Source organism: Pseudodesulfovibrio mercurii (assembly GCF_000189295.2).
In the GTDB taxonomy this organism is placed as follows: domain Bacteria; phylum Desulfobacterota; class Desulfovibrionia; order Desulfovibrionales; family Desulfovibrionaceae; genus Pseudodesulfovibrio; species Pseudodesulfovibrio mercurii.
In genome coordinates, this window is sequence record NC_016803.1 from 1,847,265 (window position 1) to 1,863,496 (window position 16,232).

Consider the following 16,232-nt stretch of genomic DNA (forward strand, 5'->3'; position numbering starts at 1 on the left):
CCCATGTAAAGGCCCCCGCCGGAACGTTTCCGGCGGGGGCCTTCCCTTTTCTCTGGATCGGCGCGCGGCCTACAATTCGACCGCCCGCCGGATGCGGGCCAGGCTCTGCTCCTTGCCGAGCACGACCATGGTCTCGAACAGGCCCGGAGACTGGGTCTTGCCGGTGATGGCCACGCGGATGGGCTGGGCGATGACCTTGAATTTGATGCCCTTCTCCTCGATGAACGCCTTGTGCAGCTCCTCCAGGGCGGGCTCGGTGAACTCGGCCAAACCCTCCATGCGCTCGGCGATCTCCTCAAGCATGGGCTTGGTCTCGGCGGTCAGGAACTTCTGCACGGCGGCCTCGTCGTAGGCCAGGAACGAGGCGTCCACGATGAACGGGCGCGCCTGTTCAAGCATATCGAGCACGGACTTGGACCGGGGCTGGAGCAGCGGCGCGATTTTGGCGAACCGGGCGCGGCTCACGGACTTGGCCTCCTCCTCGCCCACCTCGCGGGCCAGGAAGTCGCAGAGCAGCCCGGCCAGACGGTCCGGGTCCGCCTTCTGCATGTACTGGCCGTTGACCCACTCGAACTTGGTCAGGTCGAAGACCGACGGCGAGTTGCCCAGGCCGTCCGTGGTGAACAGCGCGACCATCTCGTCCATGGTGAACAGCTCCTGGTCGCCGTGGGACCAGCCCAGCCGGGCCAGGTAGTTGGTCACGGCCTCGGGCAGGTAGCCCATCTTCTCGTACTCCATGACCGACAGCGCGCCGTGGCGCTTGGAAAGCTTCTTCTTGTCCGGACCCAGGATCATGGGCACATGGCCGAACTCCGGCACGTCCCAGCCCAGGGCGCGGTAGATGAGGATCTGGCGCGGGGTGTTGTTGACGTGGTCGTCGCCACGCAGCACGTGGGTCACGCCCATGTCGTGATCGTCCACCACCACGGCCAGGTTGTAGGTCGGCGTTCCGTCGGAACGGCGCAGGATCATGTCGTCCAGCTCGGCGTTCTCCACCGAGATGAACCCCTTGACCATGTCCTTGTACCCGGTGGCGCCCTCCAGCGGGGCCTTCAGCCGGACCACGCCCGAGGTCAGCCCCTTGTCCCGGCAGGTGCCGTCGTACTTGGGCTTGCGGCCCTCCCGCATGGCCGTCTCGCGCATGGCGTCCACCGCCTCCTTGCTGCAGTCGCAGTAGTAGGCGTGGCCGGACGCGATCAGCTGGTCGATGACCTCGTTGTGCCGGTCGGCCCGCTCGGACTGGAAGACGATCTCGCCGTCGTGCGCCAGCCCCAGCCAGCGCATGGAATCGATGATGGCGTCCGTCGCGGCCTGCGTGGAGCGCTCGCGGTCCGTGTCCTCGATGCGCAGGCGGAACTCGCCGCCCATGGACCGGGCCAGGAGCCAGGAAAACAACGCGGTGCGCGCACCGCCGATATGCAGGAACCCCGTGGGGCTCGGCGCGAAACGGGAAACGACTTTGCTCATGAAATGCCTCCGGCGGCTTAAGAACCTTTTGAAAAAGGTTCTTGAGAATCTCCAAAACTTTTTGGCGCCGCTTCGCGGATGGTGCGAACGCGGCGATCATTACAAATATATGGGTCGCCGACGCTCCCCGAGGGATGCCTCCGGCGGCCAGGGCGCTGCCCTGGACCCGCTCAAGAACCTTTTGGAAAAGGTTCTTGAGAATCTCCAAAACTTCTTCTGTGCCTTCGGCAGGGCCGTGCGTCGGCCCGCATCCGTGCCCCGCCCTTCGGGATGCCGGGCACCGTCCCCACGAAAACCGCTCCCCTTCGCGAAGCGACACAAAAAGTTTCGGGGGGAGCGGAGGGATGGGGGGCCGGGGGAGGCATCTTCCTTACTAAACGGCTTCGACGCCCTTCACTTCGGGGATTTCCTTGAGGATGATCCGTTCGATACCGTTCTTGAGGGTCATCTGGGACATGGGGCAGCCCTTGCAGGCCCCGGTCAGGCGGACCTTGACGATGCCGTTGTCGGTGACCTCAACCAGCTCCACGTCGCCGCCGTCGCCCTGGAGCATGGGGCGGACCTTGTCGAGCACGGCTTCCACTTTCTTCTGCATGACGAAACCTCCGTTCATTCGGGTTCGGACGGAACATCTACGGCCTGGCGCGCGAGTTGTCAAACCCGGCGCGCGCGGCGTGTCGTTGCGGAGGATGGGGACGCGGTTTCCGGCGGCCCGGCTAGCGGTCGAGGAGGATGGCGAAGGCCTCGTCCAGCTCCTCGTCCAGGTCCTCGACCATCTCGTCCATCTGGTCCGGGGTGAAGTTCATGGACGCCCAGACCTCGGCGGACGGGGGCTGGACAAAGAACTCGCCGCTGGAGCCGACGCCCAGGCCGGTGGCGATGGTCTCGGCGCAGTGGACCAGGAGCGGCTCGGGCTCCTTGTGGCCCGCTTTGGGCTGATGGTGTTCGAGCACGGCAGAGACCAGGATGTAGGGGAAATTCCACTTGCGCAGGAGCATGCCGCCCAGGGTGGCGTGGTCGAACCCGAGCAGGACCTTTTCCTCGGCGAACAGGACCACGTCCTTGGCCCGGGCATGGGCGTGCACGGCCGTGGCCCGTTCCGGCTCCACCTGGAGCAGGATGAGCTGGCCGATGTCGTGCAGCAGGCCGGAGACGAAGGCGCGTTCCGGGTCGCCCTTGCCGGTCATGCGGCACAGGCGGCGGGCGATCAGCCCGCAGCAGATGGAGTGCTTCCAGAACTGCTCCATGTCGATGACGTCGGCGGGCACGTCCTTGAACAGGGACATGACCGAGGTGCCCACGGCCAGGGTGGACAACTGGTTCACGCCGACCACGGTCACGGCCCGCGAGATGGTGTCGATCTGCATGGGCAGGGAGTAGAAGGCGGAGTTGACCATGCGCAGCAGGAAGGCGGTCAGGCCGGGGTCCTGGCCGATGATCTCGGCAAGGTCGTCGGCCGAGGTGGACCGGGAGCCGATGGCCTGTTGCAGTTCAAGGAAGACCTGCGGCAGGGCCGGGAGCTGGTGGTCGTGACGCAGGATGTCCAGCGGGTCCAGGGGCCGGACCTCGGGCAGGGGCGACTCGGCCTCGAGCACTTCGTACCGGTGCGGGTTCGCGGCCATGTCGCGGGCCACGCGCCTGACTCCGAGACGGGCCAGCCGTTTCAGGGAGTCGTCCGGTTTCTTGATGAACTTGAACCGCTTGGTCAGCAGTCTCTTCGCCGCTTCGAGGGCTTCGGGCGCAATCGCGGTCTCGGCCTTCACCCGGGAGCTTTCTTCTGCCATCAGTAGATCCTCAGTGGTTATGGAAGCCAGCCGTCAGCAACATAATAGAAAGCACGTAGAATATGAAGCGTTTTTTGCCCCGGAGGCACACGATCTAGAGCAGCTGGAAGTTGTATTGCAGCCGCAGCCGGACCTGGTAGCCGTCCCTGCCGCCCATGCTCTCGTCCGCGTCCTGGTAGGAGAAGCGGCTGAGCAGCGACATTCCCTTGAGGTCGCCGTCGAAGTCGTAATAGATGTCCAGGTCGTACTCGCTGCGATCATAGGTGGCATTGAAGCCCGTGTCCGGGGTGTCGCCGAAACCGGCCTTGATGTCCGCCCGGTAGCCGTCCCAGCCGATGCGCGAGAAGTCGTAGGCAACGCCGAGCAGGAGCGATTTCTCCCCGGCCCGGTTGAAGGAGTAGTTCATGAGGTTGTTGAAGAAGGGATAGACGCCCCAGGAGTTGCGGATGCCCACCGAGTCGTCCACGATGGACGCGCCCAGGTCGAAGGTGAACCCGCTGTACTTGACGGTGCCCATGAGGCCCAGCTCGCCCGTGTTGTAGCTGCCCGCCAGCTGTTCGCCCACGCTGTTCTGGCTCACGCCCTGTACGAGCACCGCGTACTCGACGCCCTCGGGATCGCCGAAGGTGTACTTGAACTGGGTGAAGAAGGTGTTGTCCAAGTCCGGGGCGTAGTAGTTCCAAAACCGCGTCGGCAGGTTGGCCAAGGGTTTCCAGTCGGCCCCGGTCATGAACACGCCCCGGTTGACGTCCGTGAGTCCGGCCACATTGCTCATGGACTTGAACGTATCGCTGTCGCGTTTCTTTTCCTTGTCCACCCAGAACACGGACAGCTCCAGGTTGTCGATGTCGCCGGACTTCAGGCCGTAGGCCTCGAAGCTCTGGGGCAGCATGCGGCTGTCGTTGCTGTTGATGAACGGGGTCTCGATGCGCTGCCGCCAGATGCGCGCCTCGGTCTTCTCATAGCGCGCCTTGACGTAGGCCTCGCCCACGACCGCAAAGCCCTCGTTGTCCGAGGTGAGCAGGCCGGTGCCGCCCTGGTCCGGCTGGTTCAGCTCGCCGGTCAGGGGGGCCGTGCCGTACAGGGCCACGCCCAGGCCGAGGTGGTCCTCAAGCCACGGGGTCTCGTACTTGAGCCAGCCGCCCAGGGCCAGGGACTCCTTGATGACGTCGAACTCCTGGCCCGTGCCCTTGTTGCGCTGGGTGAAATAGTAGAGCCGCGCCTGGCCCGTGACCGTGCCGTACGGGGAGACGGTCTTCTCCTCGGCGGCGAGGGCGGGCTGGGCGAGGACCAGGGACAGGAGGCAGGCCAGGACAAGGTGCGAACATTTCACGGACACGGCGACATTCCTTGGTTGAAGCGTTGAAACCGGGACGGACGCCCCTGGCGGGGCGAAAGCCTGTCCTCTTGTATGCCCCCGATTGCCCAAAGGATCAAGCCGGGAAAACATGATTGCCGATACTCACCGGTCTTCGCGCGGCAACCGCCGCGCCGCGCAGGGGCCTGCCGCACCCTTTTTCCGGAGTCCGTCAAAAGATGAAATGCGGGTTGTTCGCCTTTTCATGGCGCACGGTGGTCATGGGCCCGTGCCCGGAGTAGACGCGGGTGTCGTCGGGCAGGGTGAAGATGCGCGAGCGGATGGAGGAAAGCAGGGCCGAGGAGTCGCCGCGCGGCAGGTCGGTGCGGCCCACGGCGATCATGAACAGCACATCGCCCACGAACACGCACCCCGCGGCCGGAAAGAAGTAGGACAGCCCGCCCGGCGTGTGTCCCGGCGTGTCCAGGACGAGCATGGGCTGGCCGAGCACGGTGCGCCGCCCCGGCTCCAGGGCGGCGTAGGGGAAATCGATGTAGGGCGCGAACTCCCGGTTGCCGCCCGCCTCGAAGGAGAGGTCCCGCAGGAACTCGTCCTCCGCGCTGGCGAAGACCTGGGTCGGATGGGCCTCAAGGAGTTCCTTGACCCCGCCGATATGATCCAGGTGGAAGTGGGTCAGGTACACGCCCTCCAGGGCCAGGCCCAGGGCCTTGATGCGCTCGATCAACCGGCCCGGCTCCAGGCCGACGTCCACGACCACGGCGCGGCCGCCCATGGAGACCAGGTAGCAGTTGGTCTCGTCCGGTCCGAGGATGAAGGTCTCTATGGTCAGTCTGGCCATGGCTTGCCCTGTTCCGCCTGTCCGCGTATGCAGAAGATGACGTTAACGATTTCGCAAGGATAAGCATGCTGTACTTCCTGGGCAACTGTCAAATGGATTTCCTGTCCCGCTCCGTGGCCGGGCTCGGCCCGTCCGTGGCCCACTTCGAGCTGGCCTCGCCCATGACCCACGCCAGCCACCCGGACGGGGTCCCTCCCGCCCTGGCCAGCATGGTCCGCGAGCACCGGCTCGACGACGCGTTCAACGGCCGCCAGCCGGAATACCAGTTCGGCCGGTTCGACGTGCCCGGACGGGAAAACGAGCCGCCCGCCCTGCTGGTCGTGAACCTGTTCCACGAGACGGCCCCGCTCTTCCTGCACACGGAGGACGGCTTCATCTTTCACATGAACCCGGCGGCCTGGCGCGACGATCCGGCCCTGGCCGCCCGGATGGATGCCCGCTGCCGCGCCATCGCGCCCAACCCGGCCACCTACCTGACCCGGTTCGGCCGGTTCCTGGCCCTGCTCCGCGAGCGCTTCCCGGCCACGCCCATGCTCCTGGTCACCCGCCTGGGCCACTACCCGGCCTTCGGCCCGGCACCCTACTCCTACCTGGAGAACTGGGCGGCCCTGAGCCGCGAGGCCCCGGCCCACTACGCGGTCTGGGAGCGGGAGCTGGGCGTGCGCGTGCTCGACGCGAACCGCGTGTTCGGCGGCATCTGGCGGGAGTCGGATGACGGCATCGAGGCGCACTGCCCGTTCCTCAAGATCGAGCTCACGGAGCGGGACGGCGCGGTGATCGGCCTGCGCGCCTCGCGCGACGTGGAGCACGTGGGCCCGCTGTGGGCCGGGCTGGCCCGCAAGGTCGTGGCCTTCGCGGAGGGAGGGGAAATCCGCTACGCGGCGAACGAGACCGTGCCGCCCGAGTGGAACCGGCCATGGCAACCCTCGGTCCTGGACGACGAGGCGGTCATCGACCGCTTCGCCAGCGAGCGCAACTACCCCTGGGCCGAGGCCGTGGGCAGCTTCTTCATGGACCTCGCGCGCGACCGCACCCCCCTGCTGGCCGCGTCCGGCGAGTTCATGCCCGTGTGCCACAACACCCTGCACATGATCCGGGCCTACGGCCGCATCTTCAAAAATCCGCTCCTGGCCACCTTCTGCGACACCCACCGCCCGGCCGCCGAGGCCTTCACCGCCAACGGCCCCCTGTACCAAGCCGACTACCTGGCCCGCCTGGACGAAATCCGGGCGCATGCCCTGAGCTGACCGGGATCGCCGGGTCACCGCCCTTGTCGCCAAGGAGCGGAAGGCCATGCCTAACTTAATTATTTTACAGAGTATTCTTTCAGAATCCAGATGGAAGATGCGATCCAGAACAGACCCATCAGTACAAAAAGAATGCGCAATGCAACGGAATCAATAACGGGGGAGATAAACAAAGACAGCATGAAAAGTCCGGCAAAGGCTAGGTATCCACTAGTGATAAACCGAAAAAAACGGACTTTTTTCCAAGTAAAATAGCTTGCCGTGGAGAAAACAACAACGCTTGCAGCTGAGGCTGCAAATAATACAAGGTGTTCATGGAATTGTGTTAACTTTAAAATCTGAGTAATGACATATGACAAAATGATGATAATGTATAATAGTGATCTCATAGCTACTCCATACAATTTGACGTGGGGACAAATATTGTCCCCACGCTCTCAGTGCAGGCTATTTCCCAATCTTATTTTTAGCTTTGTTGTGGTGATAGTCTATGGTGTCTTTATCAGTACTGAACCTATAAGTACTCATGATGCCATCCCAAAGGCCAAAGCCATCTGCTTCATCATCAAGATTTTTCCTCATTTTCCAATCATTCTCATCTGTATATTCACTCTTTCGCTCCCGTAGCCCTTGTTTGATTTTTTTCTTGGTGTAATGCCCCATTAACGGTGTTGCGATCGGGTCGGGCAGCACTTCCACTATCGTTCTCCCTTTTGAGATTTGCTCCCCATACTCGTTTGTCCACAGCCCCGCCGGATCCACCCCGTTCACCGGGTCGTCCAGACAATACCCGTACCAGTCCGGGTCGCCGCCCTTGTCCCCGATGGGGTCCGGCGCGGTCCAGCGGCCGGTCCTGACGTCATAGTCGCGCCAGCCGAAGCGGACGAAGCCCAGGTCCCGGTCGTGGAGACCTCCCGCGAAGCCGATGGGCAGGCGATTTAACCGCCCTGCCGGATTGACAGGGCGGTTGTATTATTTGTTATTTCCCCGATTGCGGGATGGAGAACGGAGAATCCAAGCCAGGATGGGAATCCCAACGCCAATGACGATGAGTGAGCCGCCAAACAGTCGAGGATACAGGACAGGGACATCCCAACGATACATTTCCCCTTTGGACACACCGGCCACTCCGATAAAGACAAAGAGGGTTGCCATGGTTATTTCCCACAACTTGATTCGCTTCACCGTCTCTTCCTCCATACATCCACAATTTCCTCTACTCCTTTCCTAACACCACTTCCCGCCACTCCTGCAGGTGTTTGCGGAGGAGGACCCGGATCAAAAAAACCGGATACGAAATCTGCACCGGCCGCGAGCTTATCCGGATGCTGCATGGCCGCCCCTAAAACAGCGGGGGCCCCTTCGACCGCTCCCGCCACCACGATGGGGAGAGCCCCCGCACCTAAGGCGATCGCCGTATATTTTTGCAAATCCTTGTTGGTGGCAAAGGCGTCCGCCGTTTTGCTCAATGCCTTGCCAGCCCCCTTCACGCCCTTGGTAACGGCCTCACCGATACCGGCCGGGGCCTTGTCCCACAGCTTGCCGAAGCCCGCTTCGATTTTCTTCACGCCATCCCAAAATCCGCCTTCCAACCCCGCCGGATCAACCCCGTTCACCGGGTCGTCCAGACAATACCCGTACCAGTCCGGGTCGCCGCCCTTGTCCCCGATGGGGTCCGGCGCGGACCATTTGCCGGTCCTGACGTCGTAATCCCGCCAGCCGAAGCGGACGAAGCCCAGGTCCCGGTCGTGCAGGCCGCCCGCGAAGCCCTTGCTGACGGCCTGGATAGCTATTCCAAGTGTACCTCCGAAGAAAAAAGCATCGATCTTTTTTGGATGCCACGCATATTCAGTTCCTTGACCAAGTTGTTTTCTTTTGTGCTCAGCAGATAGTAAAAATTCAAAAATCCGGGGAGTACAATAATTACATTTTTTATCGTCATGTCCGTGTAGCTAGCCTGCCATATCCTGGCGTAGCGTATCTCATTGAATAATATTCTTCCTTTCCCGAACAATGAATTGTATTCAATGCAATCGTGGCGAAAGCTTTCTGGAAGGACTATACGGGCAAAAAAACGGAGTATAAAGATGCCAATAGGGATGAAAAGGATTGCAAGAGGAGTCGTCGGCAATATAAATACCCCAAAGAAAAGGCAACTCGTCCCGAAAGCGAAAAGAAATATCCTAAAAAACCAAATTGAAAACAGAACGCGGGCTTTTTCTTGCATTTTTCCTCCAAAGGCCGGGAGTATATTTCTCCCGGCCTTCTTTACTCTTTAGCGAATACCTCGTTTAGTCCCAAAGCGTTCGTCCATTCTTTTCCGGATTTGGCCGTCATACCAATCGCCAAATTTTGAAAACGGATTCTCGATGACGATGCTTTTCTCTTGTTTCACATGCGTCTCCATCGGAGGCGACCAGCCCGCACTTACCCCGAGGCTGGCAGATTTTCCGGTATAGCCATCTCCCTTGACCGCTTCCCCGCCCACTTCAGGCTTTAATCCCAAAATGGGAACAACGACTTTCCCACCTGCTTTGTTCGACGTTCCTTCCAACTGGCCTATGTCGGAAGCATTCGTTTTCTGATGAAAGGCTTCTCCTGACAGATTCCACCCGGATGATGCCCCATAGTCCATGAAAAGCTCGACACCGGAAGCTCCCTTTTCGTCAGTTACATAGGCTGCTCCCCCTCCTATGCTTCCGCCAAATCCGTCCAGAGATGCGGATATGCCGCTTCCCTTGGTTTCCAACCCCGCCGGATCAACCCCGTTCACCGGGTCGTCCAAACAATACCCGTACCAGTCCGGGTCGCCGCCCTTGTCCCCGATGGGGTCGGGCGCGGTCCAGCGGCCGGTCCGGACGTCATAGTCGCGCCAGCCGAAGCGGACGAAGCCCAGGTCCCGGTCGTGGAGGCCGCCCGCGAAGCCGAGGGGCAGGCGCAGGCTCGGGTTGGTGTCCTCGATGATCCCGCCAAAGGGATCGTACAGGACCTCCTTTATCACGTTTCCGTCCACGTCGGCAACCACGCGCAGGGAGCCGACCTGGTCATAGAACAGCCCGGCCACGGTCCCGTCGTCGCGGCGCATGGCGTAGGGCGTGCGCTCGCCCTCGCGGTAGGCGAACTCGTAACCGTGCCGCCCGTCGTGGAACGCGGCCAGGCGCACGAAATCGAGCCAATGGTAGACCTCGACCATCTGCCCATTCAGGTACTTGGCCGCGCGCCGCCCGTCACCGTCGTGGGCAAAGGTCAAGGCCTTGCCCCGGCCTTCCTCCTCGGCCTTGAGCAGCCGGTAGTCCGGGCTGTACTCGTACAGGGTGTACACGCCCCTGTCCGACCAGATGGACCGGAAGCCGCGCTCGTCGTGGGAATACTGCCCGGACCCGGCTCGCATCAGCCGGTTGTCCTGAGTATACTGGTAATCCCGATAATTCGGCCCGGTCGTGGCGGGCAGATAGTCCCGCACCCGGCGGCCCTCCCGGTCGTACCAGCACTGGCAGATGACCCGCCCGTCCAGTTTGGCCTCGATCAGCCGTCCGTCCCCGTCATAGGCGTAGGCCCAGACGGACTTCCGCCCCCTGACGGTCTCGATTTTCTCCACAATGTGCCCGTCCGGGTCGCGCCTCAATTCCAGGGTATACGGTATGCTCATTCGGCCTCCGTTGGTTTCGTCCCCGAGGCCCATCCCCGGGAATCCGAACCAGCATACCCCCGGTTTTCGCCAACACCCTGTTTTGTCGAAGAATGACGCCCAAAAGCGCCCGATAAGCATAAAAAAGCAACTTGACAGGGAGTAGGAATGCCTCCGGCGGCCAGGGGGGAAACTTTCGAGAAAGTTTCCCCCCTGGACCCCTCTTCAAAGCTTTTTGGCGCCGCTTCGCGGGGTGGGCACCCCCAACAAAAAGACCTCCGACTCAACATAGAGTCGAAGGCCCTGTCTTACCTCTTTGGAGCGATTCGGGTGCGCAGCACCCGACAGCGGCTCTCTCCCCCGCGCTCGCACTAGGCTTGCGAGAGTGGTGCAGCTGTGCATTTTCTTCCGGCCGGGGCAACCGCAGCGTAGCCGTCTACGTGAGGATTGGCCCGGCCGGAAAAAATGTGCAGATGCGCCGCTATCGCAAGCCGCCCCCCCGTTCTCCGAAGGGAGCCCCCCTAACGTCTTGTCAGTCCGTATTTTTTCAACTTGTACTGAAGGGTCCTGCGACTGATGCCGAGGGCCTCGGCGGTGCGCTCGCGGTGGTTGCCGTTTTCCTCGAGGGCCTGGATGATGGCCTGTTTCTCGGCCTCTTCGAGGTTGGCGGGGGTGGGGGCGGGACGGCCGCCGTGGGTGAATTCCATGTCGATGACGTTTTCGCGCGCCCCGGTGATCTGGGGCGGCAGGAGGTCCGGGCCCAGCGCATCGGAACGGGACAGGATCAGGGCGCGTTCCAGGACGTTCTCCAGTTCGCGCACGTTGCCGGGCCAGTCGTAGCCGGACAGGGCGTCGAGGAAGGCCGGGGTCACGGTGCGGATGATCTTGTTGTTCTTGTTGCCCAGCCGCCGGAGCAGGAAGCTGACCAGGAGCGGCAGGTCCTCCTTGCGCTCGCAGAGCGGCGGGATGCGGATCTCGAGCACGGCCAGCCGGTAGTAGAGGTCCTCGCGGAAACGGCCCGCCTCGACCTCCCGCTTGAGGTTGCGGTTGGTGGCCGCGATGATCCGGGTGTCCACCTGGATGGTGCGCACCGAGCCGAGCGGCTCCACGGTCTTTTCCTGCAGGGCGCGCAGGAGCTTGGCCTGGAGCGCGGCGGGCATCTCGCCGATCTCGTCCAGGAACAGGGTGCCGCCGTCGGCCAGCTGGAACCGGCCGGGCTTGTCCTTGACCGCCCCGGTGAAGGCCCCCTTCTCGTAGCCGAAGAGCTCGGATTCGAGGAGGTCGTCGGGCAGGGCCGCACAGTTGACCTTGATGAGCGGCTTGTCGGCCCGCTGGCTGGCCCGGTGCAGTCCCTCGGCCACCAGCTCCTTGCCGGTGCCGCTCTGGCCCAGGATGAGCACCGTGGCCTCGGTGGGCCCGGCCTGGGCGATGAGGTCACGCACCCGCTCAATGCCGGGGCTCACGCCGATGAAGTCGGGCTCGCCGCCCACCTCGGCGCGCAGCCGGGCGTTTTCGTCCAAAAGCTTGTGGTATTCGAAGGCCTTGCCGAGCACGGCCGTGAGCTCGTCGTTGTCGGCGGGCTTGGTCAGGTAGTCGAAGGCCCCGCGTTTCATGGCGTCCACGGCGCTGCCCACGGAGCCGAAGGCGGTCAGCAGGACCACGGGCATGGAGGGCCGCCGGACCTGGAGCTCCTTGAGCAGCTGCATGCCGTCCATGCCGGGCATCTTCATGTCCACCATGGCCACGTCCGGGTAGGTGTCGGACTCGGCTTCCTCGGCCAGCACGGTCAGGGCGCGCTCGCCGGATTCGGCTTCGAGCACGGTCCAGCCGTCGTCCTCGAGCACGGCGCGGACCATCATCCGATGGCCCGGCTCGTCATCGACGATCAGCGCGATACGTTCTTCGTTCATGATGCTATTCCTTGTCTGCCGTGGGCAGCGGATCGGGGAAGAACAGCTTCATCTCGGTCCCCCGGCCCGGTTCGGATTCGATGATCACGCGGCCCTTGTGGGCGCGCATGATGTTCTGGACGATGGCCAGCCCCAGGCCGGTGCCGGTCTTCTTGCCCGTGACGAAGGGCTTGAACACGTCGTCGCGGATCTCCGGGTCCATGCCCGGTCCGTTGTCGGCCACGATGATCCAGGTGCCCTTGTGGCCGCGCATGGAGACCAGCCGCACGTGGCTAGGCTTGTCGCAGTCGGCGCATCCCCTGAGGGCGTCCAGGCTGTTGGAAATGAGATTGAGCAGGACCTGGCGGAGCGCGTCGGGATCGGCCCAGACCGGCTCGGGCCCGAAGTCGAACTCCGGCTCGATCTGCTTGTCCTCGAAGTCGAAGCGCATGAGCTGCCGGAGGGAGTCCCCGGCCTTGAACATGTCGATGAACATCGGGTCCAGCCGGCGCGGCTTGGCCAGGTAGAGCAGGTCCGTGACCACGCGGTTGAGGCGGTCCGCCTCCTGGACCATGGCCGCGGCGTACTGGTCCAGCGGGGCCTGGCCCTTGAGCTTGGTGGCGAAGAGCTGGGCGAAACCGCGCAGGGAGGACAGCGGGTTGCGCACCTCGTGGGCCACGCCCGCGGCCAGGGAGCCGATGGCGGCCAGCCGCTTGGCCTCGTTCAGGTCCTCCTCCAGGGAGCGAATCTCGGTGCGGTCGCGGATGAGCACCAACCGCTGGGCCTGCTCCGGGGCCTCGTCCTCGTCATGCTCCAGGAAGGGCAGAAAGAGGATCTCCAGCTGGCGGCCCTGGTAGTCGAACTGTTCCCAGTCCACCGGCCCGGACGGCGGGGTCTCGCTGGTCTGGCGGCCGAAGTCGAAGTCCCGCCAGTTGGCCCCGACGATCTCGGGCGGCACGGGCTTGTCCGCGCCCTTTTTCCCGCCCTTGTCCCGCTTGGCGGTCTCGGCCTTGTCGCCCGCTTCCGGGGCGGCCTCCGGGCCGGGCCCGTCGTCGGGCTCCGCCTGCGGCACCGGGGAGAGCAGCTCCAGGGCCGAGCGGTTGGCGGCCAGGATCTCGCCGTCCTCGGCCAGGGTGACCAGGCCGTCGGGCATGTTGTCGAGGAGCTTGTTCTGGAACCGTTCCAGGCGGACGAGCTTGCGGCTCGCGCCCCGGCGGCGCAGGTAGGCGAAGGCCAGGGACCAGAGAACCACGGCGGCCAAGAAGACGTAGCCGGTCTGGTAGGTGGCGGCCTGGCGGTACTGGCGGAACTGGCGCATGTGCTTTTCGGCGTTCAGGCCGACCACCAGGTAGACCCTGGACTGGGCGTCGTCGTCGAACATCATGCCCGGCCCCATGTTCGAGCCCATGTTCGAGCCCATGTTCGGGCCCATGCCCCGGCCCATGCCGTTGCGGCCCTGGCCCCGCTCCTGGGACCCGGCCTCGGGCTCCACCCCGAGCAGCGAGGCGATGCCCGCGCGGACCTGGAGCCCGGACAGGAGCACGCTGGTCTTGTCCACCTCGGCCATGACGTGCCAGGCGCGGCCGGGCTCGATGTCCTCGGCCACGGCGTCGGGCAGCTGGAAGATGGGGTGGTTGTCCTTCTTGACCGAGGTCACGATGGGATGCCCGGCCCTGTCGAACAGGGTGACGAACTCGATGTCCTCGGACTTGGCCAGCTCGGTGAACAGCTCCTCGGTCATGGTCCGGAACAGGGCCGAGGACTGGCCGCCCATGCGGAGGGTCCTGGCGATGCGGAAGATGTTGTTGTCCACGCCGCGCAGGATGGAGTTGCCGGTCATGACCATGTGGTCCTCGACAATCTTGCGCTGCTGGGCGATGGACTGCCAGGTCAGGTAGAGGCTGCCCAGTCCCAGCACGATGAGCGCCAGGACCAGGGCGACCAGGGGACCCTTCTCCCTGCCTTCCGGATGGACAACCTCCATGACCGAGCTACTGACCCCTGACTATGGCGTAGATGTCCTTGGGCGACATGTCGTGCTCGGAGGCCAGGGTCTTGAAGGAACTCTCCGGGGTGGCGTCGATGCCCGCGCCCTTGAGCCGGGCCAGGACCTCTTCCAATTCCAGGCCGTAGGTCTTGCACACGACGGCCACCGTGAGCTTGCCGGTGCCCTCGGGCGGCTGGACGGGCATCAGGGCGAAGGGATCGCCGCCCTGCTTGGCGCGGATGATGTCGTAGACGTGCTGCGGGCTCATGTTGCGCGACCGGGCGATGTCCTTGACCAGGGTCTCCCCGTTGATGGACGGGTCAAAGCCCGCCTCGTGCAGGGCGGCCAGGGCCTTGTCCACGTCCAGGCCGAGGAAGCCGCAGAACTTCTTCAGCGGGCTGGTCTCGGCGTGACCGTAGGGCGGGTTGCCGTAGGTCTCGGTGGCGTCCTCCTTGATCTGCGCGCCATAGTCGAGCAGCGTGCTCATGGGCGGCAGGCCGACGAGGGTGCCGGCGAAGACCAGGAAGACCAGGACGAAGCTGACGATCATGGGGGTGGTCATGACCACCAGCTCGCGGGCCCGGTTCTTCATGTAGTTCATGATCGGCTTCCAGTTGAGCCAGATATGCAGAATCAGGGCGATGAGAAAGAGGGTGCCCACGGTGGTGTGCACGTCGCCCCACTGGGTCTTGGTCATGCCCAGCAGGTGCCAGTCGGCCCAGTAGGCCACGCGGCCCTCGGGGACGATGTAGAGGATCACGCTGGTAATGAGCGTGACGAGGAACGAAAGAAGCGCGGTGAGGGACGTGATTTTCCGGAACATCCAAGGACCTCCTCGAAAAGTGAAGCGTTGCCGCTAATCCCCTGCATGCCCGCCATTGCCTGCAGATGATCATTTGCGGGACAGACGACCCCACGCCGTCTGTCCCGCAATATCCTGTTTTCCGGGTTATCGGAAATATCGCTTGAGTTCAACGACCTAGTACATTCCGCGACCCATGCCGCGGCCGTACATGCCGCGACCCTGGCCGGGACCGTCGTCGGCGTCGAAGCCGCGACCGTAGCCGGGACCGGGGCAGGTGCCGAAGGCGGCGATGCCGGTGGTCTTGACCAGCTCATCGGACATGGCCACGCGCAGGTCGCGCATCTTGTTGCGCTGCTCGGAGATGTCGTTGACCAGCTTGGTGATGGCCTTCTCGTCGGCGTTGCCGCCGTTGACCATGGCCTGGAGCACGGACCGCTTGGCCCACATCTGGTTGCGCACGGCCTCGAACTGCGGCTCGTACTTGTCGAAGACGGCCTTGACCTCGGCCTGCTTTTCGGGGGTCAGCTGGCTGTAGGCCGCGCCCGGACCGGAGCCGGGGCCGAAGCCCTGACACACGCCGTTGTAGCCGCGGCCCTGACCGGGACCGGCCACGGCGAACGCGGCCATGCTCAGGACGAGTACCGCCGCCAGGGCGGAGATGGAAACTTGCTTCTTGGACATTGGTTGCCTCCTGGGGGTTAATCTTTCATGCAACGAAGAAGAGAGTGTGTGATCTTCTTGCCCACCATTAAGCACGCGCCGTGCCAAACTCGCAACAGATTGAAATAGCATGATATTTTTTGTTACAATTCCCACCCATTCAAACATTTTTGTGCAATTTTCTGCATGTATTTTGCACACATTTAGTGCAAAGTGCAAGGGGTCGTCCCTTGACAAAACCGCTGTCCGGCACAACCTACAGCACATCGACCAACCATATGGGACCTGGAGGCACGATCATGCCCATCTATGAATATGTCTGCAAACAGTGCGGCCGCGAATTCGAGGAACTCGTGTTCAATGCCGAAGAACCCGTGGTCTGCCCCAAGTGCGGGTCCACGGAGACGGAAAAACTCATGAGCGCCTGCGCCACCAAGGTGGACGGCGGCGGGCCCAACCTCGACGCCCTGCACGGATCGAGCTGCGGCTCGGGCGGCGGCTGAGGCATCTGACCCACGCGCCCCGGTCGGGGCGCACCATTTTCACGACCCCCCGGCCGCGTTCGCGCGGCCGTTTTTTTGCGCGACGAAAAAGGATCCAGGTCCGGAA

The 16,232-nt window shown here is 63.3% G+C and carries 15 protein-coding genes and 2 pseudogenes; 2 read left to right on the forward strand and 15 right to left on the reverse strand.

Features of this window, described 5'->3' with window-relative positions:
• Positions 1 to 69 precede the first annotated feature (69 nt).
• The 5 genes from gltX to DND132_RS08430 all read right to left on the reverse strand — a co-directional run bounded on the left by gltX (position 70) and on the right by DND132_RS08430 (position 5,407).
• Positions 70 to 1,467 carry a glutamate--tRNA ligase gene (gene gltX, locus DND132_RS08410; RefSeq protein ID WP_014322298.1) on the reverse strand — a complete coding sequence of 466 codons (1,398 nt, stop codon included), beginning with the start codon at positions 1,465 to 1,467 and terminating at the stop codon, positions 70 to 72.
• Positions 1,468 to 1,840: 373 nt separating this feature from the next.
• Positions 1,841 to 2,062 (reverse strand): NifU family protein, encoded by a 222-nt coding sequence (locus DND132_RS08415; protein WP_014322299.1) that lies wholly within the window; start codon positions 2,060 to 2,062, stop codon positions 1,841 to 1,843.
• A gap of 121 nt (positions 2,063 to 2,183) precedes the next feature.
• A complete protein-coding gene (locus DND132_RS08420; RefSeq protein ID WP_014322300.1) occupies positions 2,184 to 3,251 on the reverse strand; it encodes an HDOD domain-containing protein in 1,068 nt (355 codons plus the stop codon).
• Between the two features lie 94 nt (positions 3,252 to 3,345).
• On the reverse strand, positions 3,346 to 4,590 hold the full coding sequence (locus DND132_RS08425) for an OprD family outer membrane porin (RefSeq protein WP_014322301.1): 1,245 nt from the start codon (positions 4,588 to 4,590) through the stop codon (positions 3,346 to 3,348).
• Positions 4,591 to 4,780: 190 nt separating this feature from the next.
• Positions 4,781 to 5,407 carry an MBL fold metallo-hydrolase gene (locus DND132_RS08430; protein WP_014322302.1) on the reverse strand — a complete coding sequence of 209 codons (627 nt, stop codon included), beginning with the start codon at positions 5,405 to 5,407 and terminating at the stop codon, positions 4,781 to 4,783.
• Between the two features lie 65 nt (positions 5,408 to 5,472).
• On the opposite strand from DND132_RS08430, the gene DND132_RS08435 reads away from it, so the two are divergent.
• The gene (locus tag DND132_RS08435; RefSeq protein ID WP_014322303.1) at positions 5,473 to 6,654 is read left to right on the forward strand and encodes a hypothetical protein; all 1,182 of its coding nucleotides are present in this window, start codon (positions 5,473 to 5,475) and stop codon (positions 6,652 to 6,654) included.
• Positions 6,655 to 7,101: 447 nt separating this feature from the next.
• On the opposite strand, the gene DND132_RS18205 is transcribed toward DND132_RS08435, so the two are convergent.
• From DND132_RS18205 to DND132_RS08475, 10 genes and pseudogenes are all read right to left on the reverse strand, one after another.
• A complete protein-coding gene (locus DND132_RS18205) occupies positions 7,102 to 7,353 on the reverse strand; it encodes a hypothetical protein (RefSeq protein WP_148266966.1) in 252 nt (83 codons plus the stop codon).
• 57 nt (positions 7,354 to 7,410) lie between these two features.
• Positions 7,411 to 7,587 (reverse strand): annotated as a pseudogene (locus DND132_RS18820) (RHS repeat-associated core domain-containing protein); the annotation flags it as partial.
• Positions 7,588 to 7,835: 248 nt separating this feature from the next.
• Entirely contained in the window at positions 7,836 to 8,222 is a 387-nt protein-coding gene (locus DND132_RS18215; protein WP_148266967.1) for a hypothetical protein, read from the reverse strand.
• Between the two features lie 33 nt (positions 8,223 to 8,255).
• Positions 8,256 to 8,561: pseudogene (locus tag DND132_RS18900) on the reverse strand (RHS repeat-associated core domain-containing protein); the annotation flags it as partial.
• Entirely contained in the window at positions 8,444 to 8,881 is a 438-nt protein-coding gene (locus tag DND132_RS18475) for a hypothetical protein (protein ID WP_041915752.1), read from the reverse strand. The pseudogene DND132_RS18900 and the gene DND132_RS18475, both read right to left, overlap by 118 nt.
• Before the next feature lie 48 nt (positions 8,882 to 8,929).
• Positions 8,930 to 10,303, reverse strand: coding sequence for an RHS repeat domain-containing protein (locus DND132_RS18680; RefSeq protein WP_014322304.1), 1,374 nt, complete (start codon positions 10,301 to 10,303; stop codon positions 8,930 to 8,932).
• A 500-nt stretch (positions 10,304 to 10,803) separates the two neighbouring features.
• On the reverse strand, positions 10,804 to 12,192 hold the full coding sequence (locus DND132_RS08460) for a sigma-54-dependent transcriptional regulator (protein WP_014322305.1): 1,389 nt from the start codon (positions 12,190 to 12,192) through the stop codon (positions 10,804 to 10,806).
• A 4-nt stretch (positions 12,193 to 12,196) separates the two neighbouring features.
• Positions 12,197 to 14,155, reverse strand: a complete 1,959-nt coding sequence (locus tag DND132_RS18830; protein ID WP_014322306.1) for a two-component system sensor histidine kinase NtrB — start codon at positions 14,153 to 14,155, stop codon at positions 12,197 to 12,199.
• A 7-nt stretch (positions 14,156 to 14,162) separates the two neighbouring features.
• Positions 14,163 to 14,981 (reverse strand): DUF4405 domain-containing protein, encoded by an 819-nt coding sequence (locus DND132_RS08470; protein WP_014322307.1) that lies wholly within the window; start codon positions 14,979 to 14,981, stop codon positions 14,163 to 14,165.
• Between the two features lie 156 nt (positions 14,982 to 15,137).
• Positions 15,138 to 15,644 carry a Spy/CpxP family protein refolding chaperone gene (locus DND132_RS08475; RefSeq protein ID WP_014322308.1) on the reverse strand — a complete coding sequence of 169 codons (507 nt, stop codon included), beginning with the start codon at positions 15,642 to 15,644 and terminating at the stop codon, positions 15,138 to 15,140.
• Positions 15,645 to 15,922: 278 nt separating this feature from the next.
• On the opposite strand from DND132_RS08475, the gene DND132_RS08480 reads away from it, so the two are divergent.
• On the forward strand, positions 15,923 to 16,126 hold the full coding sequence (locus DND132_RS08480; RefSeq protein ID WP_014322309.1) for an FmdB family zinc ribbon protein: 204 nt from the start codon (positions 15,923 to 15,925) through the stop codon (positions 16,124 to 16,126).
• The last annotated feature ends 106 nt before the right edge of the window (positions 16,127 to 16,232 follow it).

Bases quoted from the DNA above. Each gene is read 5' to 3' on its own strand.
- DND132_RS08430 (WP_014322302.1), bottom strand. From the start codon at position 5,407: ATGGCCAGACTGACCATAGAGACCTTCATCCTCGGACCGGACGAGACC.
- DND132_RS08420 (WP_014322300.1), bottom strand. From the start codon at position 3,251: ATGGCAGAAGAAAGCTCCCGGGTGAAGGCCGAGACCGCGATTGCGCCC.
- DND132_RS18680 (WP_014322304.1), bottom strand. From the start codon at position 10,303: ATGAGCATACCGTATACCCTGGAATTGAGGCGCGACCCGGACGGGCAC.
- DND132_RS18475 (WP_041915752.1), bottom strand. From the start codon at position 8,881: ATGCAAGAAAAAGCCCGCGTTCTGTTTTCAATTTGGTTTTTTAGGATA.
- gltX (WP_014322298.1), bottom strand. From the start codon at position 1,467: ATGAGCAAAGTCGTTTCCCGTTTCGCGCCGAGCCCCACGGGGTTCCTG.
- DND132_RS08475 (WP_014322308.1), bottom strand. From the start codon at position 15,644: ATGTCCAAGAAGCAAGTTTCCATCTCCGCCCTGGCGGCGGTACTCGTC.
- DND132_RS08415 (WP_014322299.1), bottom strand. From the start codon at position 2,062: ATGCAGAAGAAAGTGGAAGCCGTGCTCGACAAGGTCCGCCCCATGCTC.
- DND132_RS08460 (WP_014322305.1), bottom strand. From the start codon at position 12,192: ATGAACGAAGAACGTATCGCGCTGATCGTCGATGACGAGCCGGGCCAT.
- DND132_RS18830 (WP_014322306.1), bottom strand. From the start codon at position 14,155: ATGGAGGTTGTCCATCCGGAAGGCAGGGAGAAGGGTCCCCTGGTCGCC.
- DND132_RS08480 (WP_014322309.1), top strand. From the start codon at position 15,923: ATGCCCATCTATGAATATGTCTGCAAACAGTGCGGCCGCGAATTCGAG.
- DND132_RS08435 (WP_014322303.1), top strand. From the start codon at position 5,473: ATGCTGTACTTCCTGGGCAACTGTCAAATGGATTTCCTGTCCCGCTCC.
- DND132_RS08470 (WP_014322307.1), bottom strand. From the start codon at position 14,981: ATGTTCCGGAAAATCACGTCCCTCACCGCGCTTCTTTCGTTCCTCGTC.